Origin of the sequence: Streptomyces sp. NPDC059851, from assembly GCF_042732005.1 — a bacterium.
In the GTDB taxonomy this organism is placed as follows: domain Bacteria; phylum Actinomycetota; class Actinomycetes; order Streptomycetales; family Streptomycetaceae; genus Streptomyces.
Genome location: NZ_JBHWJJ010000013.1, coordinates 77,735 through 98,970, shown reverse-complemented (window position 1 = coordinate 98,970; position 21,236 = coordinate 77,735). Strand labels below are relative to the sequence as shown.

The 21,236-nt window shown below is 72.3% G+C and carries 22 protein-coding genes and 1 riboswitch; of the genes, 13 read left to right on the top strand and 9 right to left on the bottom strand.

The window, feature by feature from the left end:
- Positions 1-61 precede the first annotated feature (61 nt).
- Together ACFV7Q_RS06905 and ACFV7Q_RS06900 are read right to left on the bottom strand one after the other, a co-directional pair.
- A complete protein-coding gene (locus ACFV7Q_RS06905) occupies positions 62-1,528 on the bottom strand; it encodes a trehalose-6-phosphate synthase (protein WP_385424497.1) in 1,467 nt (488 codons plus the stop codon).
- Between the two features lie 106 nt (positions 1,529-1,634).
- Positions 1,635-2,612 (bottom strand): glucosyl-3-phosphoglycerate synthase, encoded by a 978-nt coding sequence (locus tag ACFV7Q_RS06900; RefSeq protein WP_385424534.1) that lies wholly within the window; start codon positions 2,610-2,612, stop codon positions 1,635-1,637.
- Between the two features lie 196 nt (positions 2,613-2,808).
- A riboswitch (SAM riboswitch) is annotated at positions 2,809-2,962 on the top strand.
- 17 nt (positions 2,963-2,979) lie between these two features.
- Here ACFV7Q_RS06900 and thrC point away from each other — a divergent pair.
- The 4 genes from thrC (at position 2,980) to groL (ending at position 7,188) form a co-directional block, all read left to right on the top strand.
- Entirely contained in the window at positions 2,980-4,299 is a 1,320-nt protein-coding gene (thrC, locus tag ACFV7Q_RS06895) for a threonine synthase (protein WP_385424494.1), read from the top strand.
- 33 nt (positions 4,300-4,332) lie between these two features.
- The gene (locus ACFV7Q_RS06890) at positions 4,333-4,611 is read left to right on the top strand and encodes a MoaD/ThiS family protein (protein ID WP_385424491.1); all 279 of its coding nucleotides are present in this window, start codon (positions 4,333-4,335) and stop codon (positions 4,609-4,611) included.
- A gap of 382 nt (positions 4,612-4,993) precedes the next feature.
- Positions 4,994-5,197, top strand: a complete 204-nt coding sequence (locus ACFV7Q_RS06885; protein ID WP_005315736.1) for a cold-shock protein — start codon at positions 4,994-4,996, stop codon at positions 5,195-5,197.
- A gap of 371 nt (positions 5,198-5,568) precedes the next feature.
- On the top strand, positions 5,569-7,188 hold the full coding sequence (groL, locus tag ACFV7Q_RS06880; protein ID WP_179175858.1) for a chaperonin GroEL: 1,620 nt from the start codon (positions 5,569-5,571) through the stop codon (positions 7,186-7,188).
- 78 nt (positions 7,189-7,266) lie between these two features.
- On the opposite strand, the gene ACFV7Q_RS06875 is transcribed toward groL, so the two are convergent.
- Positions 7,267-7,851 (bottom strand): Uma2 family endonuclease, encoded by a 585-nt coding sequence (locus tag ACFV7Q_RS06875; RefSeq protein ID WP_385424488.1) that lies wholly within the window; start codon positions 7,849-7,851, stop codon positions 7,267-7,269.
- A gap of 149 nt (positions 7,852-8,000) precedes the next feature.
- The gene (locus ACFV7Q_RS06870) at positions 8,001-8,432 is read right to left on the bottom strand and encodes a GNAT family N-acetyltransferase (protein WP_385424486.1); all 432 of its coding nucleotides are present in this window, start codon (positions 8,430-8,432) and stop codon (positions 8,001-8,003) included.
- A 59-nt stretch (positions 8,433-8,491) separates the two neighbouring features.
- On the opposite strand from ACFV7Q_RS06870, the gene ACFV7Q_RS06865 reads away from it, so the two are divergent.
- Genes ACFV7Q_RS06865 through ACFV7Q_RS06855 form a run of 3 tightly spaced genes read left to right on the top strand, consistent with a single transcriptional unit; the run spans position 8,492 to position 10,826 of the window.
- Positions 8,492-9,094 (top strand): phosphoribosylanthranilate isomerase, encoded by a 603-nt coding sequence (locus ACFV7Q_RS06865; protein ID WP_385424483.1) that lies wholly within the window; start codon positions 8,492-8,494, stop codon positions 9,092-9,094.
- A gap of 20 nt (positions 9,095-9,114) precedes the next feature.
- Positions 9,115-9,360, top strand: a complete 246-nt coding sequence (locus tag ACFV7Q_RS06860) for a hypothetical protein (protein WP_385424480.1) — start codon at positions 9,115-9,117, stop codon at positions 9,358-9,360.
- 20 nt (positions 9,361-9,380) lie between these two features.
- Entirely contained in the window at positions 9,381-10,826 is a 1,446-nt protein-coding gene (locus tag ACFV7Q_RS06855) for a PQQ-binding-like beta-propeller repeat protein (RefSeq protein WP_385424478.1), read from the top strand.
- A 19-nt stretch (positions 10,827-10,845) separates the two neighbouring features.
- Here ACFV7Q_RS06855 and ACFV7Q_RS06850 read toward each other — a convergent pair whose 3' ends face one another.
- A complete protein-coding gene (locus ACFV7Q_RS06850) occupies positions 10,846-11,424 on the bottom strand; it encodes a Uma2 family endonuclease (RefSeq protein ID WP_385424475.1) in 579 nt (192 codons plus the stop codon).
- 621 nt (positions 11,425-12,045) lie between these two features.
- On the opposite strand from ACFV7Q_RS06850, the gene ACFV7Q_RS06845 reads away from it, so the two are divergent.
- Positions 12,046-12,267 carry a hypothetical protein gene (locus ACFV7Q_RS06845; protein WP_385424473.1) on the top strand — a complete coding sequence of 74 codons (222 nt, stop codon included), beginning with the start codon at positions 12,046-12,048 and terminating at the stop codon, positions 12,265-12,267.
- Positions 12,264-12,971 (top strand): hypothetical protein, encoded by a 708-nt coding sequence (locus tag ACFV7Q_RS06840; RefSeq protein WP_385424471.1) that lies wholly within the window; start codon positions 12,264-12,266, stop codon positions 12,969-12,971. Before ACFV7Q_RS06845 ends, ACFV7Q_RS06840 begins: the two co-directional genes overlap by 4 nt.
- Before the next feature lie 33 nt (positions 12,972-13,004).
- Here ACFV7Q_RS06840 and ACFV7Q_RS06835 read toward each other — a convergent pair whose 3' ends face one another.
- The 3 genes from ACFV7Q_RS06835 to murQ are packed head-to-tail and all read right to left on the bottom strand — an operon-like array spanning position 13,005 to position 15,867.
- Entirely contained in the window at positions 13,005-13,379 is a 375-nt protein-coding gene (locus tag ACFV7Q_RS06835) for a hypothetical protein (protein WP_385424468.1), read from the bottom strand.
- A gap of 28 nt (positions 13,380-13,407) precedes the next feature.
- On the bottom strand, positions 13,408-14,916 hold the full coding sequence (locus tag ACFV7Q_RS06830; protein ID WP_385424465.1) for a PTS transporter subunit EIIC: 1,509 nt from the start codon (positions 14,914-14,916) through the stop codon (positions 13,408-13,410).
- 54 nt (positions 14,917-14,970) lie between these two features.
- Entirely contained in the window at positions 14,971-15,867 is an 897-nt protein-coding gene (murQ, locus tag ACFV7Q_RS06825) for an N-acetylmuramic acid 6-phosphate etherase (protein WP_385424531.1), read from the bottom strand.
- A 517-nt stretch (positions 15,868-16,384) separates the two neighbouring features.
- Between murQ and ACFV7Q_RS06820 the strand changes: the two genes are divergently transcribed.
- The 4 genes from ACFV7Q_RS06820 to ACFV7Q_RS06805 all read left to right on the top strand — a co-directional run bounded on the left by ACFV7Q_RS06820 (position 16,385) and on the right by ACFV7Q_RS06805 (position 19,960).
- Positions 16,385-16,777, top strand: a complete 393-nt coding sequence (locus ACFV7Q_RS06820) for a hypothetical protein (protein ID WP_385424462.1) — start codon at positions 16,385-16,387, stop codon at positions 16,775-16,777.
- 7 nt (positions 16,778-16,784) lie between these two features.
- Positions 16,785-17,051, top strand: a complete 267-nt coding sequence (locus ACFV7Q_RS06815) for a DUF4031 domain-containing protein (protein WP_385424460.1) — start codon at positions 16,785-16,787, stop codon at positions 17,049-17,051.
- A gap of 191 nt (positions 17,052-17,242) precedes the next feature.
- Positions 17,243-18,403, top strand: coding sequence for an esterase/lipase family protein (locus ACFV7Q_RS06810; RefSeq protein WP_385424457.1), 1,161 nt, complete (start codon positions 17,243-17,245; stop codon positions 18,401-18,403).
- Between the two features lie 3 nt (positions 18,404-18,406).
- Entirely contained in the window at positions 18,407-19,960 is a 1,554-nt protein-coding gene (locus ACFV7Q_RS06805) for a caspase family protein (RefSeq protein WP_385424455.1), read from the top strand.
- A 7-nt stretch (positions 19,961-19,967) separates the two neighbouring features.
- On the opposite strand, the gene ACFV7Q_RS06800 is transcribed toward ACFV7Q_RS06805, so the two are convergent.
- The gene (locus ACFV7Q_RS06800; protein WP_385424528.1) at positions 19,968-21,206 is read right to left on the bottom strand and encodes a Cmx/CmrA family chloramphenicol efflux MFS transporter; all 1,239 of its coding nucleotides are present in this window, start codon (positions 21,204-21,206) and stop codon (positions 19,968-19,970) included.
- Positions 21,207-21,236: the final 30 nt, after the last annotated feature.

Here is a 21,236-nt window from a genome sequence, read left to right as displayed (position 1 = left end):
GAGACCGGGACCGGCCCGGGTCAGTGAGACGGGCGCGGCCGCGGTCCGAGCGTGCGCCGGGTCAGGAGCGCGGGTCGGCGGCGGCCCGGAGGGCGGCCAGCTGGGCCGTGAACCACTGCGCCGGCGGGAGGGCGGTCGCGGCCACGGCCAACCGCTTCGTCCGCTCCCACCGCTCCCCCTCCGGCATGGACAGCGCGGCGTGCAACGCCTCCGCAGTCTCCGTCACGTCGTACGCGTTCACCGTCACCGCATCGTCCCGCAGCTCCCCGTACGCCCCCGCCCCCGTGGACAGCACCAGCGCGCAGCCCTGCTCCGACACGACCGGGATCTCCTTGGCGACGAGGTTCATCCCGTCCCGCACAGGGTTGACCAGCGCCACGTCCGCCAGCCGGTACGCCGCGAGGGACCGGGCGAAGTCGTCCTGCACCGACAGCAGCACCGGCTGCCACGTCTTCGTGCCGAATTCCGCGTTGATCTCCGCGGCCAGGTCCCGCACGGCGGTCGTGTACGACCGGTAGACCTCCAGGTCCTGGCGCGAGGGGTAGGCGGAGGCCAGGTGGACCACCCGCCCGCGCCACTCCGGGTGCGCGGTGAGCAGCTCCCGGTAGGCGAGCAGTCCCCGGACGATGTTCTTCGACAGCTCGGTCCGGTCCACCCGGACGATGGTCCTGCGGTCCCCGATCTCGGCGCGCAGCCCCGCCAACCGGTCCGCGACCTCCGGCCGGAGTGCGAGACGGCGCAGTTCGTCGCCGTCCACGCCCAGCGGGTAGACGGCGACGTCGGTGCGCGGGTGCCGCACCGGACCGAGCATCGCCTTCCGGACGTACCGCTCGCCGCCAGCCTCCGTGACGAGCGGCTCGGCCGTGCCGCGCTCGTCGTCCAGGCGGGCGCAGTCGAGGAAGGCGTGGGCCCAGGCCCAGGTGTGGAAGCCCAGCAGGTCGGCCCCGAGCATGCCCCACATGAGCTCGTGCCGGACGTCGTCGGGCAACATGGCCAGGAAGTCCCACGAGGCCCACGGCGTGTGCGTGAAGTGTGCGATCCGCAGGTCGGGCCGCAGCTCGCGCAGCAGCCCCGGGACCAGTGCCAAGTGGTAGTCCTGGACGAGCACGCAGGCGTTCGGGGCCGCCTCCTCGGCCAGTGCCCGCGCGAAGGACCGGTTGTAGGCGGTGTACGCCTCCCACTGGCGCCGGAAGGCCGCGTCGAAGACGGGGGTGCGCGGGGTGTCGTACAGGTGGTGGTGGGTGAACCAGAGCACCGAGTTCGCGATGCCGTTGTAGGCGGCGTCGTACACGGCCGGGTCGATGTCCAGCATCCGCACCCCTGGCTCGGCGACGCCCCGGCGGACGGCCTCGCGGTCCGCGTCCGACAGGGCGGCGCAGATCCACAGGGCGTCCGGCTGCTCGGCGAGCGCGGCCGACAGGCCGGAGACGAGACCGCCCCCGCCGCGGCGCGCGTCGAGGGTGCCGTCGGGGCCGAGGACGTAGGAGAGCGGACCGCGGTTGGCTGCGACGAGAACGTGGGAAGCCATGCGGCGAACCTAGCCCGACCCGCCCCGCCTCAAACGTCCGTTCTCGCCCCCGATGTGCCCCTGGCGCGCCCGTGACGCGCCCCTGACACCGTTTTGACGCCCGCCGTCATGCGACGCGGCGGACCGCGTACTCCGCGATCTCCACCATCGGCGGCCGCTCTTCCGTGTCCACGGCGTGCGTGCGCGGCTCGAACCCCTCCGGACCGCGCTCGAACTGCGTCAGCACCGGCCGCACGTGGGGGTGTCCCCAGCGGTGGCCGGGGGAGTGTCCGCGCGAGAGCCGCAGCTGCGCCGTCCGGTAGATCGCCGCGGCCATCCGGCCGAGCGCCTGCCCGTCCTGGTGGCGGTGGAGCCGCACACCGACGTCCACCTGGGCGAGGGCGTCGAGCCCGACCGTGTGCAGCGCGTCCACCAGGAGGCCCAGCTCGACGCCGTAGCCGACGGGGAAGGGCAGCCGCTCCAGCAGCGAGCGGCGTACGGCGTACTCGCCGCCCAGTGGCTGGACGAAGCCCGCCAGCTGGGGCCAGTGCAGGTTGAGCAGGGGCCGGGCGACGAGCTCGGTCACCCGTCCGCCCTGACCGGGGGCGTCGCCGAGGGGGCGGTCGTACATCGCCTTGACGAACTGCACGTCCGGCTCGGTGAGGAGCGGGCCGACGATGCCGGTGACGAAGGACGCCGAGAAGTCCCGCAGGTCCGCGTCGACGAAACAGACGATGTCGCCGGTGGTGGCCAGCAGCGAACGCCACAGCACCTCGCCCTTGCCGCGCACGGCCGGGATGCGGGGCAGGATCTCGTCGCGGTGCACCACGTGGGCGCCGGCCTTCGCGGCGACCTCGGCGGTCCGGTCGGTGGAACCGGAATCGACCACCACCAGCTCGTCGACGAGCGGGAAGGCGGGCCCGTCGACGAGATCGCGCCGGATGACCTCGACGATCGCGCCGACCGTCGCCTCCTCGTCGAGCGCGGGCAGGACGACGCTGACCGTGGTGCCCGACGCCCGTTTCGCGGCGAGGAGCTGGTCGAGCGGTCGGTCGGCAACGGACCAGGAGCGGTCCGCGAGCCAGCGCTCCACCTCTTCCAGCACGTTCGGCACTCCCTGTTTCCTCTGCTACCCGCCCGGCCGTTCCGGCCGAAAAGCGCTCCATCTCGCGCATCGGACAGCCGTCTCAGCCACCCGAGCCTTCGGTTACAGTCTTGAACAACGCGATGGACCGCCGCATGCCGGGGGTCCCGCGAACAAACGCGTCGGCGCGCCACGAGCGCGCGGACCGGCGCCATACCGCTCATCCAGAGGGGCAGAGGGACACGGCCCGTTGAAGCCCCGGCAACCCTCCAGTCGGTTTCCCGCGACTGCGTGCAGCAGCAGCGAGGTCCCCGGCTAGGGAAGGTGCCAATTCCGTCTCATGGCGAAATGCGCCATGGGGAAGATGAGGAGAAAGGGCCTCGCCATCATGGCTGCACAGACCGTTGCCACCCCTGCCGCCGGAGCCTCCGCCGCCGCGCCCGCCGTCGATCTCGGCCCCGCCGCGGGCCTTTCCTGTCGCGAGTGCGGTACCCGCTTCGAGCTCGGCCCGATCTTCGCCTGCGTCGAGTGCTTCGGCCCGCTGGAGGTCGCGTACGCGTTCCCGGCCGGCACCGGGTCGCCCGAAGGCGCGGAGGCCCTGCGCGCCGCGATCGAGGCCGGTCCGAACAACATCTGGCGGTACGCCCCGCTGCTGCCCGTCCCCGCCGACGTGGCCGCCAAGCCCAGCCTGAACCCGGGCTTCACCAAGCTCGTCGACGCCGAGAACCTGGCCAAGGAGCTCGGCGTCACCGGCAAGCTGTACGTCAAGGACGATTCCGGCAACCCGACGCACTCCTTCAAGGACCGCGTCGTCGCGATCGCCGTCGAGGCCGCCCGCGCCTTCGGCTTCACCACGCTCTCCTGCTCCTCCACCGGCAACCTGGCCGGCGCGGTCGGGGCCGCGGCCGCCCGGGCGGGCTTCCGCTCCTGCGTGTTCATCCCGCACGACCTGGAGCAGGGCAAGGTCGTCATGGCCGGTGTGTACGGCGGCGACCTGGTCGGCATCGAGGGCAACTACGACGACGTGAACCGCTTCTGCTCGGAGCTCATCGGCGACCCGCTGGGCGAGGGCTGGGGCTTCGTCAACGTGAACCTGCGCCCGTACTACGGCGAGGGCTCCAAGACGCTGGCGTACGAGATCTGCGAGCAGCTCGGCTGGCAGCTGCCCGACCAGATCGTCATCCCGATCGCCTCCGGCTCCCAGCTGACGAAGATCGACAAGGGTCTGCAGGAGCTGATCGGGCTGGGCCTGGTCGAGGACAAGCCGTACAAGATCTTCGGCGCCCAGGCCGAGGGCTGCTCCCCGGTGTCGACCGCGTTCAAGGCCGGCCACGACGTCGTCCGCCCGCAGAAGCCGAACACGATCGCCAAGTCCCTCGCCATCGGCAACCCCGCCGACGGCCCCTACGTCCTGGACATCGCGCGCCGTACCGGCGGCTACGTCGAGGACGTGACGGACGAGCAGGTCGTCGAGGCCATCGGGATCCTGGCCCGGACCGAGGGAATCTTCGCCGAGACGGCGGGCGGCGTGACCGTCGGCGTGACGAAGAAGCTCATCGAGAGCGGGCGGCTCGACCCCGCGCTGACCACGGTGGTCCTCAACACCGGTGACGGCCTGAAGACCCTGGAGGCGGTGGCCGCGGACAGCGGGCAGACCGCCACCATCCGCCCCAGCCTGGACGCGTTCCGCGCCGCCGGCCTGGCCTGACCATCCCCGCCCTACCGGAAAGGCAGTAGCGCCATGAGCGTCAACGTCCGCATCCCCACCATCCTGCGCACCTACACCGGCGGCCGGGCCGAGGTCCCGGCCGAGGGCGCGACCCTCGCCGAGGTCATCGCGTCGCTGGAGCAGAACCACCCCGGCATCGCCGCGCGCGTCCTGGACGACCAGGGCAAGCTGCGCCGCTTCGTCAACGTCTACGTCAACGACGACGACGTGCGCTTCGAGGGCGGCCTGCAGGCGGCGACCCCGGACGGCGCGGGCGTTTCGATCATCCCGGCCGTTGCCGGCGGCTGCTGATTCGTCCTCCGAGGATTACCCCCTCCGGCATTAAGCGGAGGGGGTAATTCTGCTTGGTTGGCCGCGGTAGAGTTGGGGAAGCCCCCTCCGTTGTTCTTGCCCGCTGCATATGAACGGGCCCTGCGAGGGGTGACATTGAGTCAATGTGCACGTGCGGTATGGGGCTTTGGCGCGATATGCCGGGTCCGAGTTGCCCGGGAATACGATAAATTTTCGGCCTATTTGGCCCTTTCGGTGTGTCCAGAATTCTCGTCGGATTGACCTGTTGCAGACAGCACCGGTGCAGATACATTCAGCCGCGGTCGAGGCGTTCCGGCGCAAGTTCTGACCCGGGACCGCGAAGTGCGGTCCCGCGCAAGGGCCAGTAATAGGGGAGTTAGGCATGGCTCAGGGCACCGTCAAGTGGTTCAACGCGGAGAAGGGCTACGGCTTCATCGCGGTCGACGGTGGTGCGGATGTGTTCGTCCACTACAGCGCCATCCAGATGGACGGGTACCGCACCCTTGAAGAGGGTCAGCGGGTCGAGTTCGAGATCTCGCAGGGCCAGAAGGGCCCGCAGGCGGACATGGTCAAGCTCGCCGTCTGAGACCGCGCGACCGGCGCGACCGGCCACCGACGCGTACACGAGGGTCCGCATCCTGAGGAGGGGTGCGGGCCCTTCGTGCGTCCCGGGCGGGGAGCGGTCGGCGTCGGGCGGCGGCGTCCGGCGGCATGGCCGGGGATGTCCGAAGCCGCTTGCACTCGCGGGGGTCGAGTGCTAATCATTGGCGTTAGCACTCTCCCGCGGAGAGTGCTACTACACGGGACCGGGTCGGTGAGGCCCGCAGCGTCCGGCGGGAAGGAACCGCCGGGCACGCAGGCCGTCCGTCGCGGGCGCAGGCGCGGTCCGGAGCAATCCACCCTCCCCGCGCGCCTGCCCGGCGCAGGGGGAACCCCAGTCCTGGAGGACCACTTCAGATGGCCAAGATCATTGCGTTCGACGAGGAGGCCCGGCGCGGTCTCGAGCGCGGCATGAACCAGCTCGCCGACGCCGTCAAGGTCACCCTTGGCCCCAAGGGTCGCAACGTCGTCCTTGAGAAGAAGTGGGGCGCCCCCACGATCACCAACGATGGTGTTTCCATCGCCAAGGAGATCGAGCTCGAGGACCCGTACGAGAAGATCGGCGCCGAGCTGGTCAAGGAAGTCGCCAAGAAGACGGACGACGTCGCGGGCGACGGTACGACCACCGCCACCGTCCTGGCCCAGGCGCTCGTCCGCGAGGGTCTGCGCAACGTGGCCGCCGGCGCCAACCCGATGGCCCTCAAGCGTGGCATCGAGAAGGCCGTCGAGGCCGTCTCCGGCGCCCTGCTGGAGCAGGCGAAGGATGTCGAGACCAAGGAGCAGATCGCTTCCACGGCCTCCATCTCCGCCGCTGACACCCAGATCGGCGAGCTGATCGCCGAGGCCATGGACAAGGTCGGCAAGGAAGGCGTCATCACCGTCGAGGAGTCCCAGACCTTCGGTCTGGAGCTGGAGCTCACCGAGGGCATGCGCTTCGACAAGGGCTACATCTCGGCGTACTTCGCCACCGACATGGAGCGTATGGAGGCGTCCCTCGACGACCCGTACATCCTGATCGTCAACTCCAAGGTCAGCAACGTGAAGGACCTCCTTCCGCTGCTGGAGAAGGTCATGCAGTCCGGCAAGCCGCTGCTGATCATCGCCGAGGACGTCGAGGGCGAGGCCCTGTCGACCCTGGTCGTCAACAAGATCCGCGGCACCTTCAAGTCCGTCGCCGTCAAGGCCCCGGGCTTCGGCGACCGCCGCAAGGCCATGCTCGGCGACATCGCCATCCTCACGGGCGGCACGGTCATCTCCGAGGAGGTCGGCCTCAAGCTGGAGAACGCCGGCCTGGACCTGCTGGGCCGCGCCCGCAAGGTCGTCATCACCAAGGACGAGACCACCATCGTCGACGGTGCCGGTGACAGCGACCAGGTCGCCGGTCGCGTGAACCAGATCCGCGCCGAGATCGAGAACTCCGACTCGGACTACGACCGCGAGAAGCTCCAGGAGCGCCTCGCGAAGCTGGCCGGCGGCGTGGCCGTCATCAAGGCCGGTGCCGCGACCGAGGTGGAGCTCAAGGAGCGCAAGCACCGCATCGAGGACGCCGTCCGCAACGCGAAGGCCGCCGTCGAGGAGGGCATCGTCGCCGGTGGTGGCGTGGCCCTGCTGCAGGCCTCCTCGGTCTTCGAGAAGCTGGAGCTGGAGGGCGACGAGGCCACCGGTGCCGCCGCCGTCAAGCTGGCCCTCGAGGCCCCGCTGAAGCAGATCTCCGTCAACGCCGGCCTTGAGGGTGGCGTCGTGGTGGAGAAGGTGCGCAACCTGACCCCGGGCCACGGCCTGAACGCCGCGACCGGCGAGTACGTCGACATGATCGCCGAGGGCATCATCGACCCGGCGAAGGTCACCCGCTCCGCCCTGCAGAACGCCGCGTCGATCGCCGCGCTGTTCCTGACCACCGAGGCCGTCATCGCCGACAAGCCGGAGAAGGCCGCCGCCGCTCCGGGCGGCATGCCGGGCGGTGACATGGACTTCTGATCGGCCCCGCGCTGATCGGCTGTTCGCGACCGAGGGCGGCACCCCTTCCATCCGGAGGGGGTGCCGCCCTCGGGCGTTTCAGGACGCGGACTGGAACCCGGCCGTGTCGAACTCGAAGCCGAAGGGCTCCGCGACGGTCAGGGGCTTCCCGAAGGGCACCGTCTGCCGGGAGCGGTAGCCGTGCGGTGAGGGGTCGGAGAAGCAGGTGATCTCCGACTCCTGCATGTCGACGACGAGGTAGACGGGCACCAGGCGGCCGTACACCTCCAGCTTCTCGGCCCAGTCCGCATCCCTGGTCGAGACGGAGGTGAACTCCGCGACCAGGGAGAGGGCGGCGGCGTCGGCGTGACGGCCGTCCTCCTCGAAGGCGGACTCGTCGGCCACGAAGAGATCAGGTCCGTAAGCCCGTGCGGCTGCCGGGAACCGGAAGAGGAAGGGGGCGATGTCCGCCACGTGCCCGTCGGGAGCGTGGGCCCCGAGCTGCTCGCGCAGTACCCGCATGGGGCGGTAGTAACGCAGCTTGGACCACGGTGACACGACGATCTTCCCCCGGATGAGCTCGGCCTTGAAGCCGTCTGGCGTGTGCATCTCCTCGACGGTTCGCAAAAGGTGCTCGAACGCCGGCGGTGACGGGGTCTCCATCGTGGTGTCACGCTCGATCATGATCGTCACCGTTGTCCTCCCGGGATCGGGGTGGTCGTGCCCTGGGGCGTGCACGTTCCAGGCTAGGGGCGGAGCAGCCCCAGTGCCCGGATACGGGCGGAGCGCCACCCCTGGGGGCGGCGCTCCGGAAGCTGCGGTGCGGTGGCGGCTCAGGCGGGGAGGGCCTTCAGGAAGTAGACGTCCTCGTGGCCGCCGGGGAAGCCGGGGACACGGGCGGTCTCCTGGTAGCCGTGGCGGGCGTAGAAGGCCGGCGCCTGGAAGGTGAACGAGGACACCATGATCGTGCGGCAGCCGCGGGCCGCGGCCTCCGCCTCCGCCGCGGCCAGGAGCTTGCCGCCCCAGCCGTCGCGGCGGCTGTCCTCCCGCACCCACACCATCGCGATGCCCGCCCGGTCGCCCCAGCTCCAGCCGCTGAGCCCGGCGACGAGCCCGCCGTCCGCGTCGTTCACGCGCACCGTGAACTCGGCGGGGGCGATGCCTCCGGCCGCCTCCTTGTTGAAGGCGTCCAGCTCCTTGCTGAGCCGTTCGTCGAGGCCGGAGTCTGGGCCGCCGGTGGTGAGGGTGTGCGTCGTGTCGGTCATGGCACCCAGTCTTCAAGATCACGACGGTCGGGGCGCCACCATTTGTTTCACTGGGGGGCATGAGCGACCTCTTCGTGAAGATCTGCGGTCTGAAGACCGCGCACGACGTCGACGCGGCCGTGGCCGCCGGCGCCGATGCCGTCGGCTTCGTCTTCGCCGCGGGCAGCCCCCGTACGATCGGCGCCGCCGAGGCGCGGGAGCTGGCCGCGCGGGTCCCGGCCGGCGTCCTCACGGTCGGCGTGTTCCGCGGGCAGCCGGTCGAGGAGGTCCGGCGGCTCACGGAGGAGAGCGGGGTCCGGGGCGTGCAGCTGCACGGGGACGAGGGCCCGGAGTACTACGCGGCCCTGCGCGCCGAGGGGCGCACCCTGCTGCGGGCCACCGCGCGGCGCGTGGAGCGGTGCGGGGAGTACGGCGAGGACCTGCTCCTGATCGACGCCCCCGACCCCGGCTCCGGCACGCCGTGGAACTGGGCCGCCGCGGAGTTCACCGCCCCCCGCGGCCACTGGCTGCTGGCCGGCGGCCTCCACCCGGACAACGTCCGCGGGGCCGTGGAGACCACGGGCGCATGGGGCGTGGACGTGTCCAGCGGTGTCGAGCGGCAGCGCGGCGTGAAGTCCCCGGACCTGATCCGCGCCTTCGTGGCCGCGGCCCGGGGGCGTTGACGACCTCAACGGCGGCGTCCATGAAACTCTGGGCGTACGCCCACGCGCCGGTGCCGGTCCGTCTCCTGATCGACGGCTTCGACCAGCACGGGCCGACCAGCACCCTGTTCACAGGACCGCAGAACGGCGCGTACCGGCACGCCGACCGCGTGGCGTTCGGCGAGGAGCTGGAGCTTCCCCAGCCGTTCGCGCTGACGCTGGACACCGCCGGCTTTCCCGCCCCGTGGGCGTGGCGGCCCCCGGCCCCCCGCCGGGCCGGGGGTTAGGCTGCGGGCCAGGGGGGATCATGGACGACAGGCCGCCGCTCGCGAAGCGGCTCCGGGACCACGCCGTGCTGGCCGCTGCCTGCGCGGCCACCGCCGTCACCGTGCTGTACGCCGTCCTGCTCACGAAGCTGGCGGCCGTCGACATGGCCGACGGAGCGTGGAGCAGTGTGTACGTGCCGCGCGGCATGGGCTGGCTCATGCTGTTCACGCCGCTCGCCGTGATCGGCACCTGCCTCCTGTGGGTGGCCGCCCGGCGCGGCCGCCCCTGGCGGTCCGCGGTGGGCTGGATGCTGGCGGTCGCCGTCGCGCTGACCGCGCTGTGGCCGGGCTGGAACGGCTTCTCGTGGATGCGCGGCCCGCACATGGACCTCTTCGGCTACCAGGTCCCCGAGGGGTCCGCGTCAGGAAAGCCGCTCGGCTCCTGGGCCGGTCATCCCGTCTCCGGGCTCGTGGTCCGCATCCGTGAGGACGGCGTGACCGCCTACGACGGGGAAGGCCGGCGCGGCTGGGGCCACAGCGCGCCCGAGGGCACCAAGGTGTGCGGGATGAGCACGGACACCCCGTCCGGCACCGGCGTGCTCGCCTACGCCGGGACCGCGGCCACGGGCGCGGCCACGGGCGCGGCCGCGGGTAGCGGGCCCTGCGGGACCCGGCTCGTGGCGGTTGACCTCGCGGAGGGCAAGGAGCGCTGGTCGAAGGAGGTCCCGGACCCGGTGGGGACCGTCACGGCGGGCGGCTCGCTCGCCGTGTCGGCCACGGCGGGGGCGGTCCTCGCCCACGACCTCCAGACGGGCGCCGAACGCTGGCGGGCTCCGCTGCCCCGCCCCGGTGCCACCGTCCAGGAGACCGCCGCCGGCCAGGACCGGGTCCTGGTCACGCTGGCGTGGAAGGAGGGCGGCGGCGAACTGCTCGCGCTGGACGTCCGCACGGGCGCCGTCGCCTGGCAGGCCCCGCTCCCCGCCGGACCCGGACGCCCGCGCATCGTGTCGGCGGGCCCGGCCGCGGTCATCGCGGACGACCGGCTGCTGCTGTTCGACGACGCGGGGCGCCCCCGCGGGAACGCGGCGGAGGCCCCGTACGCCCCGACGGACGACGGGAAGCGGCGGGTCTTCGGCGACGTGCTGGTCGTGGCGGTCCCGGAGCGGGAGAAGAGGGAGGTACTGGAGGCGTACTCCCTGACGGACGGCCGTCGGCTGTGGCGGCGCGCCTTCGACCCCGACTGGTCGGTCCGCGCCCTGGGCGGCGTTGACCGGACCGCCGGCCGGATCGCGGTGGTGACCCAGGGCGCGTTCACCCACCTCTGGCACCTGGACCCGCACACGGGCGGGCCGTCGGGGGAGTCGACGGTGCTGCGCGACCTTCCGATGGGCGACGCGATCGCCCTGTACGGCAGGACGTTCGTCAACCTGGACCCGGGCGGGAGCCTGCCGCCGATCTTCGACGTGGCCCCGGCCTTCGGCTGGTGACGAAAGGCCCTGCCGTACGTCAGTTGGCGAAGTCCTTCAGGGGCTCGGTGTTGAGGACGACGGCTACAGGGGCCGGGATCTTGATGGTTTCCCCGTACGGGAAGGACGGGCTGCGGAGGTAAGAACCGCCCCCGGGGTCACTGTGGACCGTCACGGTGCAGTTCTGCCGGTCGATGAAGACGTGGACGGGGATGCCGGCCGACGCGTACCCGTCGCGCTTCTCGGTGTGGTCCCGCCGGTCGGTGTCGCTGTCGTGGGAGGTCACTTCCAGCACCATGAGGACGCGTGCCGGGTCGGCCCACTCGCCGGCACCGGCAAAGCTGCCGACGGGCGCGAGCGCTCCGTCCACACGGGCCCGGCCGGCGCGGTACTGCTCCACCTTCAGCCCGCGCTCCGGGTACAGCGCCAGTTCCGGGCGCTGCTGCATGCACTGCCGCAATACCCACATGATGATCTCGTCGTGGTCGCCTTCGGGCACGGGCTTGACCTCAAGCTTTCCCTGGATGAACTCCAGGGTCACCGTCTCCGGAGCCGCCCGGGCGATCTGCTCTAACTCCTCGACCGTCATTTGCTGGTGCTCGGCGGAGCTGGGGGTCATGGCGTCGCCTCCTCGACACCATGGTGCCCCGTGAGCCCACTTTCGGATCGCCTGAATGGTCATACGCGGCTCCGTTGGGTGCGGATGGGGGCATACGTTAGGGGCATATGACGGGACGCGATCCAGGGTTAGCCCAGTTGGGTGAATGGGCTCAGAGGGCGCTGACGAAGACGACCCGGGCGGCCGTGCCGAAGGCTAGGTGCGCGTCGTCGAGTCGCGGACGGGGACCACGTCGGGGTGGGCGTCGGCCACCCCGACGCAGTTTCGACGTTGCCGCCGCTGTGGCTGGACTCGTGCCATGTGGCTGCCAGCACGGTGACGATCTGCGGCGCGTACTCCCGGATGGTCTTCGCCGGCGCCTCCGTTTCGGCCACGGCCGCGAAGTGGTCCAGGTACTTGGACTGGGCGGGGTCTTGCCCGCACGGGCGGCGGTGACGCGGAGTTCGGAGTACGGAGCCGAGCACGGCGCGGGGGGACGGCGACGGGTCGAGGTTCCTGCTCGGCACGGGCAACTCCCGGATCGACGGGTGCGGTTGTTGACCGGCCGTCGTTGAAAGGCTAGCCGCGTGGTCGCCACTCTGAGTGGAGGAGGCGACTACCCAGAGTAGAAAGGTGACAGTCATGCTGCTCTCTCCCCAGGGGCGGATGCAGGCGGCCGAGGAGGCCGTCGCGCAGTTGAGAGAAGCACTCGATGGGGTGGGGGTGGTGCTCCCCTCGCTCGGCGTGGACGTCGTCTCGGCCGCGGGGACGTACGGGCTGCCGCTGGTCGAGCTCGGGCGCTGCAACCTCGACACCGCCCTCCGGCTGGCGGCCGTCCTCCACGGGAAGGCGCACCCGGAGTGAGCGGGGACGCCGAGCGGCGGCGGATCGAGGCCGTGCTGCAGGGATTGTTCGAGGTGTCCCGGTCGTGGGAGTCCGAACTCGCCTGGAAGCTGGGCCGGGTGGAGCAGGAGCTGGTCGGCCCCGGCTGGAGGAGGCGGGGCACGGGGCTCCAGGTGCGGGTGGCGCGGGAAGGGGCGAGCGGGCCGTGGACGGCCGTCGGGGACGACGGGTCGCGCCGCGTGCGCCAGACGGCGGACACGGCGGACGAGGCCACCGCCCTGGTGCACGAGGCGTTCGGGCTGACGGGCTGGAGGCCGCAGCCGCCTCCGCCACCCGGATGGCACAGGTTCACGCTCGTTCACGCGCCGGTCGGTGACTGGCTGGAATTCGACGATCCGAGGTACGCGCCGATCAAGGCGGACCCGCCGACCGGATGCGCGGTCGAGGAGATCGACGGCCGCTTCGCGCTGCGCTGCGAGCGGCCCGGGGCGCGGCTGCTGGACGCGGTGGCGGCGCTGTGCGGGGAGGTGCGGGCCCGTTACGGGTTGTTCCTGTCCGACCTGGGGATCGAGAAGGTCGGCGAGTGGTCCGAGGACGGGCCCGACGGGTGGGGAGCGGAGATCGTGGGCCAGCTGCTGCTGATGGCCGCCGAGCGCGGTCCCAGGCTGGGGTACGGGCCCGGGGACCTCGTCGGGTTCCTGCAGGCTGCGGCCGGGGAGGGGTGAGGGGAGGACGGCGTTCGGTCGGCCGGCCGATCGTCAGGCGGCGTCGCGGAAGTGGGCCAGCAGGGCGTCCGCCTCGGCGGTGTTGCCCGAGATGGTGTCGAAGGCCAGGTCTTCCGGGACGGCCGCGCCCCACAGCCAGCCGTGGTGGCAGCTGAAACAGAAGATCAGCTCGAACAGGGGCTCGTGGGCGGCGCCGTACGCCCGCAGGCCCCAACCCGGCGCGAAGCACAGGCGGGGGTCGCCGGGCGGCATGGACGAGATCAACTCAAGGGATTCGGCTGCCTGTCGGCCGGCCCAGCGGGTGACGACGGGGCCGCTCATGGGATCGCCGTAGTGCTCGGGTCGACTGGTGAGGCGTACGACTTCTACGACGGCGGTGGCGGCGACGGCTTCGGCGGGGAGCTGCATGGGGGCAGTTTCTCCGCCGGATCCACATTTACGCCATAGCGGGCTGGGTGGCTGGTGGGGCTGTGGCCGGAATCGCACCCGGGTCGGCGTTCAAGTCCGTCAACATCCGTCGGGTGAAGCCGAAGAAGTACGTGGCGAGGAATCCGACGAGGTAGCCGACGGCGAGGCCGCCCGCGTAGATGGCGATGGTGAGCCCCATCCCGGCACGGCCGTCGAGCAGCGGGAACAGGGCCCACCCGGACGGCCCGATGGCGGTGGAGCCGAAGGCGACACCGAGCTGGTTGCACAGGCCGATGAACGCACCGCCGGCCGCTCCGCCGACGCAGGCGGTGACGAAGGGGCGGCCCAGCGGCAGTGAGACCCCGTAGATCAGCGGCTCGCCGACCCCGAGGAAACCGGCCGGCAGCGCGGACTTGATCGTCGTACGGAGGCTGCGGTTGTGCGGGAGACGGCAGTAGACGGCGACGGCGGCGCCGACCTGGCCCGCGCCGGCCATCGCGAGGATGGGCAGGAGGACGGTGTGGCCGGTCTGCTCGATGAGGGTGGTGTGGATGGGGATCAGGGCCTGGTGCAGGCCCAGCATCACCAGGGGGAGGAAGAGGCCGCCCAGGACGAGCCCGGCGAAGGAGCCGCCGGTGCGCAGGAGCCAGGTGGCGAAGGTGCCGATGGCGGCGGAGACCTCGCCGGCGACGAACATCAGGCCGAACAGGGCGACCAGTCCGGCGACGAGGACGGTCAGCGTCGGCGTGACCAGGTTGTCGAGGGCCTCCGGCACCCAGGTGCGGCACCACTTCTCCACCTGGACGGCGAGGAGGGCGGCGGCCAGCGCGCCGAGGACGCCGCCCTGGCCGGGGGAGAGGTGGTGGCCGAAGGCGTCGATCTTCGCGACACCGGGGAAGACGATGATCGCGGCGACGGCGCCGCCCAGGACGGGCGTCCCGCCGAACTCCTTGGCCGTGTTGTGGCCGACGAACACGGCGATCAGGGACATGAAGCCGGAGGCGATCGCGGCGAGGGCCGGGACGGCGCCGGGCAGCCAGCCGGTGTTGGTGAGCAGGCCGTTCAAGCCGGCGATGATGCCGCAGCCGATGAGGGCCGGGATCAGCGGGACGAAGATGTTCGCGAGGCGGCGCAGGGCCAGTTTGACGGGGGTGCTGTTCCTGGCCTTCTGGGCCTCCTTGAGGGCCGCCCCCCGGTCGGCGAGCTGCTCGGCGGTGACGACGACCGCGCTTCCCGCCGCCGGCGGGGCGGGGGCGGCCGCCGCGGGGGCCGCTTGACGGGCTCGGGCGACGAGCGCCTCGAACTCGGGGGTGACACGGGCGACGGCCCCCGGCCCCAGCACGATCTGGTAGGTGTCGTCCTCGACGACGCCGAGCACGGCGGGCAGCGCCTTCAGGGCGTCGTCGTCGACGAGGGAGCGGTCGCGCAGGCCGATGCGCAGGCGGGTCATGCAGTGCGCGATCGAGGTGATGTTGTCCGGGCCGCCGACCAGCGGGAGGATCGCGGCGGCTGTGGCGCGGTTCTTGTCTTCGGTCATACGGCGGTCGCCTTGCGTCGTCGGGGTGGGCGGTGGCGTCAGGGGGTGGCGGCGTCAGTGAGCGGTGGCGGCGGCTTCGGCGAGTGCGACGCGCAGGTGGCCGCGCGCGGCGGACAGCAGGCCGGCCGCGGCCGGGCCGTCGACGCCGCCGAGGATGACGAGGATCGCGGCCTTCACCTCGCCGCCGGCGGCGGTGAGCGCGGCCTCGATCTCCTCGTCGCCGGCTCCGGTGGCCAGGGCCACGATGCGGCGGGAGCGGGCGCGCAGCTTCTCGTTGGAGGCGCGCAGGTCGACCATCAGGTTCCCGTACGTCTTCCCGAGCCGGATCATCGTGATGGTCGAGATGAGGTTCAGGACGAGCTTTTGCGCGGTGCCGGCCTTCAGCCGGGTCGAGCCGGTGAGCATCTCCGGCCCGACCACGACCTCGATGCCGTGCTCGGCGGCCGCGGCGAGTGCGGAGCCGGCGTTGCAGGACAGGCCGACGGTGAGGGCGCCGCGGGCGCGGGCGAACTCGACGGCGCCGACCGCGTACGGGGTGCGGCCGGAGGCGGAGATGCCGACCACGGTGTCGTCCCTGGTCAACGAGAGGGCGATGAGGTCGGCGGCGGCGAGCTCGGCGGAGTCCTCGGCGCCCTCGACGGACCGCAGCAGGGCGGAGGGGCCTCCCGCGATCAGCCCGACGACCTGGCCGGGGGCGGTGTTGAAGGTGGGCGGGCACTCGCTGGCGTCCAGGACGCCGATCCGGCCGGCGGTTCCGGCGCCGGCGTAGACGAGCCGGCCGCCGCGCCCCATGCGCGCGGCGATGGCGTCGATCGCGGCGGCGATGCGCGGCAGCTGGGCGGCGACGGCGGCCGGGACGGCGGCGTCCCCGTCGTTCATGGTGCGGGCGATTTCGAGGGTGGTCCGGCGGTCGATCTGGGCGAGCTCGGGACGGAAGGCCTCGGTGGTCATCCCGTCGAGCTGGGCCCGCAGCACGGTGCGGGTGTGGTCGGTGGTGGTGGCGTCGGCGTCGGTGGCGTGGGCAGCGTCGGTGGCGGCGTCGGCGGTCACGGGCCGGTCTCCTGGCGGGTGGGGTGCGGGCAGGTCTCGCGGACGGTGGCGGCGGCGGGGGTGTGCGCCTCGCCGCGGGTCGGCTGTGCGACGGCGTCGGGCAGTGGGGGAAGCCGGGGCGCGGCACGTACCGCGGCGGGGTGGTCGGCGGCATCTGCGGGGCCGGCGGCTCCGGCGGCTTCGCCGGTGGCCCGCGCGGAGCGGGTCAGGGTGGTGGCGGGGCCGCGCAGGCGCGCCCGGAGGGGTGGCGACGCGGACGGGCTGAGGGTTCCTTCGCGGCCTCGCTCATGCCCGAAATGTATTTTCGTGTCCGGAACAGGGTCAATACGCCATAAGGCTCCTGAATCGGTGGAAAACCAAACAATCCAGAATAAAAGAGTTCTTCGCCAGATGGCCGGTACGGGTTCACAATGGGCGCATGGACCATGCAACCCCCCTGGAACAGGCGTTGCACGCCGCCCGTGCCCTCGTCCTCGCCGATCTCGTCGCGGGCCAGGTCGCCGAGGCTGATGTCGTCTCCCTCGTCGAGGACTCGGTCACGCACCGCCGGTGGTGGGTGGAGCAGTGGCCCGAGGGGGTCGACTACCTGGCCGGTCTCGTCGCCCAGGACGTGCAGGACGCGCTGCTGGAGAAGTACGGCCGCTGGCCGCTGTGCCCGGTCTGCTCGCACGGCGATCCGCACGCGCTGGACGTGGAGCCGGAGTTGGGGCCCGATGCGCACTGGGTGTGCGCCAAGGCGGGTGTGAAGGTCGCCGCGGTGGGCGGCCTCGGGCCGGTCATCGGCCCGGGCGGCTTCGGCGGCGGCCTGTGAGCCGCCGGTGACGCTCTACATCGACCCGCCGACCTGGCCGGGCCACGGCCGCATGTGGTCGCACCTGATCAGCGACGTCTCGTACGAGGAACTGCACGCCTTCGCGGCGTCGATCGGCTCCCCGCCGAAGGCCTTCGACGGGGACCACTACGACGTGCCCGAGTCCCGGTACGCGGACGCCGTCCGGGCGGGCGCGGTGGAGGTCGGCAGCAAGGAGATCGTCCGCCTGCTGGTGAAGGCCGGCCTCCGCCGCCCGAAGGGTCGCCCCGCTTAGCCCCACTGCCGGACGGAGCCCCCGCCCGCCGGATCCCCTGCGGCCGCGGCCCGTCCCCGGCTGCAGTGAGCCGCCGGCCCCGACCAACTCATGTGATGATCTGTCATATGCCGTGCGGCCAAAAGGATTTGCTGCATTAGGATGACCGCCGTTTCGTCTGTCCGTCGACTCGCTGCGGCCTGAGGGGGATCGTGCGTCGGTCAGTGCTGTTCGTACACGGCACGGGGGTGCGGGAGGTCTCGTACAAGGAGAGCTTCGCCGCCGTCCGGGACAACCTCGACCGGATCCGGCCGGGGCTGGAGGTCCGCGGCTGCTTCTGGGGCCGGGAGCAGGGCGCGGCGATGGCGCTCGACGGGGACTCCGTACCCCGCTACCGGCAGTCGCGGGGCGGGTCGCGCGAGGACGAGGACGAGATCGCCGTCTGGGACGTCCTGTACGGGGACCCCTGGTACGAGCTGCGTCTGCTGGGCCTCCAGTCCGCGACCGAGGCGGGCCTGGGGGTCGGTCTGCCGCCGTCCGAGCTGTTCCTCGCCGACATCACCGAGTACGAGCCGTCCCCGGAGGTGGTGGACGCCTTCGCGGCGCGCGGCCTGGAGAAGGACCTCGCGGAGGCGTTGCGGGCGGTGGTGCGGGCGCCCGAGCTGCAGGACGCGGCCGCGACCGTCGACGAGGACGGGTTCGAGCACCGGCGCGCCGTGGCCCGTGCCGTCATGGCCATGACCCACACGCTGGCGTCCGACCGCGGGGTGGAGGTCTCCGGCATCGTGCGCGACGCCCTGCTCGCCTCGCTCGGCGACGACCTGTACACGGAAGGCCGGTCCCTCAAGGGGCTGCTGGGGAAGGCGATGCTCGCGCCCGTGGGCTGGCGGGGCCGCCGGCGGCGCGGGGCGTGGGGCGACGCGGCCCTCCCGGCGCTGGGGGACATCCTGCGGTACCAGGCCCGCGGCCAGGGGGTGCGGGACCAGATCCGCCGGACGGTGGAGAACACGCCGGGAGACCGGATCACCCTGATCGCGCACAGCCTCGGCGGTATCGCCTGCGTCGACCTGCTGGTGCAGGAGCGGCTGGAACGGGTGGACCAGCTGATCACGGTGGGCTCGCAGGCGCCGTACTTCTACGAGATCGGCGCCCTCGTCTCGCTCGAACACCCCGAGACCCTGCCGCCGCACTTCCCGGCGAAGTGGCTGAACGTCTACGACGAACGCGACTTCCTCTCCTACCAGGCCGGGAAGGTGTTCCCGGGCCGGGCGAGCGACCACCGGGTCAACAACCGGCAGCCCTTCCCGTGGGCGCATACGACGTACTGGTCCAACCCCGAGGTCTGGGACGCGGTCGAGACGTGGCTGAGCTGAGACATGACTGACCCGATCGCCCCCGACCCGGCCCGCGTGCACGCCGTCGTGGTCGGCATCGAGCACTTCAAACACGTCGAGGGCCTCGACCTGCCGGGTGCGGCCGCCGACGCGATGCGGTTCGCCCGCTGGCTGCGCATGCGCGGGGTGCCGAAGGAGAACATCACGCTGCTGCTGACGCCGCTCGGTGAGTCGTGGGCAGCGCTCAACGAGCAGGCGGGGCAACTGGACCTCGCCATCACGTTCGCCGGGTCCCGCGACGTGATCATGAATTCGCTGGCGCCGAAGAGCCGCGCGGACGTGCCCGAGGGTGACGTCCTGTACGTCTACTGGGGCGGACACGGCGTGCTGGGGCGCGGCGAGCGCCGCCTGCTGCTCTGCCCTGACGCCACCAACCAGGACCCGCGCTGCATCGACCTGACCGACCTGCGCGAGCACCTGAGCCGGCCCGACGTCGCGGGGTACCGGCGGCAGATGTTCCTCGTGGACGCGTGCGCGACGTTCATCGAGAACCGCAAGCAGGTGGCGGCGCCGACCGTCGCCTCCTTCCCGGCGGGGCAGCGCGCGGCGGTGGAGCAGTTCATGCTGCTGGCCGCCGCAGCCGGGCAGGCGACCGTGCAGAGCAGGAAGGACCGGGCGGGCGTCTTCTCGGCTGCCGTCCTGGACTGGCTGGAGCGGCACTCGCCGAGCCTGGACCCCGACCTCGGGGCCCTGGTGGCGCACGTCAAGGAGCACTTCGCCGGGCGCGGGCTGGGCCGCCGGCCCGTCCAGACGCCGGTGACCTGGGTGGTCCGGTCCTTCGGCGGCGACACGGAGGAGATCGCCCCCGGCCCGGCCGGGGAAGGTCCGGGCCCGGGGACGCAGGCTCCTGCCACGGCCGCGGTCGTGGCCGCGAGCCGGTCGGTGGGCCGCCGGCGGGCCCTGGCCCGGGGCGGGATCGCCGCTGCGGCGGTGGTGGTCGCCGCGGTGGCGGCCGTGGCGCTCAAGGGGCTGCCGGGCGGTGGCGGCGGCGGTGAGGACGGGAAGCCCGCGGCCGCCGCCTCCGGGGCTGCGGCGGGGGCTTCCGGGTACGCTTCCGCGCCCCCGGCGGTATCCGCATCGGCGTCGCCGCCGCCGAGCACGGCAGGATCCGGCAGCCCTTCGGCGGCGCCCGGTACGCCGCCTTCCTCGGTACAGGCCGCTGCGCCTGCCTGCGCGAGCGCGCAGGGCACGTATGCCGGCCCGCACGTCACCGCGACCCCCTGCTACGTCCTCGACGGGACGAAGGTCACCATGGTCGCCGAGGTCGCCGCCACGGTCCCGACGGACGTGACCGTGTACCTCTGGCTCAGCACCAAGGCCGACAACAAGTACCTGTATCCCGCGGGCAAACCGGTGAACTGGTCGTTCAAAGCGGACCCGACGGCGCAACGGCTGACGGAGCAGGTCGACATGCCGCTGACGTCCGGCACCTCCTACGCCGTGCACGTCTTCGTCACCCGCAAGGGCGACAACCCGCCGAAGGCCGTGACGAACCGGGACGTGACAGGGACTTCGCAGTGGTTCCGGTACCCCTGACGGACGGCTAACCCGCGGTCGGCGTGCGATCCGCCGCGGCCGGGGCCCCGGCCGGCCGGGCCGTTGCCGACGAGGCGACCACACGGGTGGCGCGGGGCGGCGTGCGGCGGTCCAGGCGCAGGGCGATCAGGCCGAGGGCGATCGCGGTGACCGTCATGGCGGCGCCCGCCCAGGCGGTGGTGGCGAAGTCGTGGCCGGCGTCGATGACGGTGCCGCCGAGCCACGGGCCGCCCGTGTTGCCGAGGTTGAACGCGGCGGTGGTGGTCGCCCCGGCCAGGGTCGGGGCGGCGCCGGCGACGTTGAACATGCGGGCGTTGAGCGCGGGGGCGGTGAAGAAGGTCGAGAACCCGATCAGGAAGGACAGGGCCACGGCCGCCGCGGCCACCGACGCCAGCAGCGCCAGCAGGACGAGGAAGACGGTCGAGGCCGTGATGCCCCACAGCATCACCCCGAAGAGGCGCGCGTCGGCGTACCGGCCCCCGGCCGTGGTCCCGGCCAGCGCGCCCAGCCCGAACAGGACGAGCACCCACGGCACCCAGCCGGAGTCGAGCCCGGCGACATCGGTGAGCAACGGCGACAGGTAGCTGAAGGTGCAGAAGACGCCGCCCGCGGCCAGGGCGGTGATGCCGATGGCGAGCCACACCTGCTGGTCGCGGTAGATGCGCAGCTCCCGCCGGAGGGTGGGCCGTTCGGCGGGCAGCGGGATCTTCGGGACGAGGGCCAGGATGCCGGCCAGGGCGACCGCGGAGGCCGCGCCGACCGCCCAGAACGCGGAGCGCCAGCCGAGGTGCTCGCCGAGGAAGGCGCCCAGCGGGACGCCGAGGACGTTGGCGATGGACAGCCCGCCGATCATCACGGCCATGGCGCGGGCCCGCTGGTCCTGCCGGACCATCGCGATGGCGACGGCCGCGCCGACCGCCCAGAAGCCGGCGCAGGCGAGGGCGGAGACGACGCGGGAGGCGAAGAGCAGCTCGTACGTGGGTGCGAGCGCGCCCGCGACCTGACCGAGCCCGAAGAGGCTGATGAGCGAGATCAGGGTGGTGCGGCGGGGCAGCCGCAGGGTGGCCACGGCCAGCAGCGGTGCGCCGACGACCATGCCGATCGCGAAGGCGGAGATGAGCAGGCCGGCTTGCGGGATGCTCACGCCCATGTCGTCGGCGATGGGCGGCAGGAGCCCCGAGAGCATGAACTCGCTGGTCCCGAGGGAGAAGACGGACAGGCCGAGGACGTACACGGCGACGGGCATGCGGGTGCGCATGCGGGCGGATTCGGGGGC

What these genes read in the sequence shown, in the direction of transcription:
- ACFV7Q_RS06905 (WP_385424497.1), bottom strand. Translation starts at nt 1,528, where the DNA reads ATGGCTTCCCACGTTCTCGTCGCAGCCAACCGCGGTCCGCTCTCCTAC.
- thrC (WP_385424494.1), top strand. Translation starts at nt 2,980, where the DNA reads ATGGCTGCACAGACCGTTGCCACCCCTGCCGCCGGAGCCTCCGCCGCC.
- ACFV7Q_RS06890 (WP_385424491.1), top strand. Translation starts at nt 4,333, where the DNA reads ATGAGCGTCAACGTCCGCATCCCCACCATCCTGCGCACCTACACCGGC.
- ACFV7Q_RS06885 (WP_005315736.1), top strand. Translation starts at nt 4,994, where the DNA reads ATGGCTCAGGGCACCGTCAAGTGGTTCAACGCGGAGAAGGGCTACGGC.
- groL (WP_179175858.1), top strand. Translation starts at nt 5,569, where the DNA reads ATGGCCAAGATCATTGCGTTCGACGAGGAGGCCCGGCGCGGTCTCGAG.
- ACFV7Q_RS06875 (WP_385424488.1), bottom strand. Translation starts at nt 7,851, where the DNA reads ATGATCGAGCGTGACACCACGATGGAGACCCCGTCACCGCCGGCGTTC.
- ACFV7Q_RS06870 (WP_385424486.1), bottom strand. Translation starts at nt 8,432, where the DNA reads ATGACCGACACGACGCACACCCTCACCACCGGCGGCCCAGACTCCGGC.
- ACFV7Q_RS06865 (WP_385424483.1), top strand. Translation starts at nt 8,492, where the DNA reads ATGAGCGACCTCTTCGTGAAGATCTGCGGTCTGAAGACCGCGCACGAC.
- ACFV7Q_RS06860 (WP_385424480.1), top strand. Translation starts at nt 9,115, where the DNA reads ATGAAACTCTGGGCGTACGCCCACGCGCCGGTGCCGGTCCGTCTCCTG.
- ACFV7Q_RS06855 (WP_385424478.1), top strand. Translation starts at nt 9,381, where the DNA reads ATGGACGACAGGCCGCCGCTCGCGAAGCGGCTCCGGGACCACGCCGTG.
- ACFV7Q_RS06850 (WP_385424475.1), bottom strand. Translation starts at nt 11,424, where the DNA reads ATGACCCCCAGCTCCGCCGAGCACCAGCAAATGACGGTCGAGGAGTTA.
- ACFV7Q_RS06845 (WP_385424473.1), top strand. Translation starts at nt 12,046, where the DNA reads ATGCTGCTCTCTCCCCAGGGGCGGATGCAGGCGGCCGAGGAGGCCGTC.
- ACFV7Q_RS06835 (WP_385424468.1), bottom strand. Translation starts at nt 13,379, where the DNA reads ATGCAGCTCCCCGCCGAAGCCGTCGCCGCCACCGCCGTCGTAGAAGTC.
- ACFV7Q_RS06830 (WP_385424465.1), bottom strand. Translation starts at nt 14,916, where the DNA reads ATGACCGAAGACAAGAACCGCGCCACAGCCGCCGCGATCCTCCCGCTG.
- murQ (WP_385424531.1), bottom strand. Translation starts at nt 15,867, where the DNA reads ATGACCACCGAGGCCTTCCGTCCCGAGCTCGCCCAGATCGACCGCCGG.
- ACFV7Q_RS06820 (WP_385424462.1), top strand. Translation starts at nt 16,385, where the DNA reads ATGGACCATGCAACCCCCCTGGAACAGGCGTTGCACGCCGCCCGTGCC.
- ACFV7Q_RS06805 (WP_385424455.1), top strand. Translation starts at nt 18,407, where the DNA reads ATGACTGACCCGATCGCCCCCGACCCGGCCCGCGTGCACGCCGTCGTG.
- ACFV7Q_RS06800 (WP_385424528.1), bottom strand. Translation starts at nt 21,206, where the DNA reads ATGCCCGTCGCCGTGTACGTCCTCGGCCTGTCCGTCTTCTCCCTCGGG.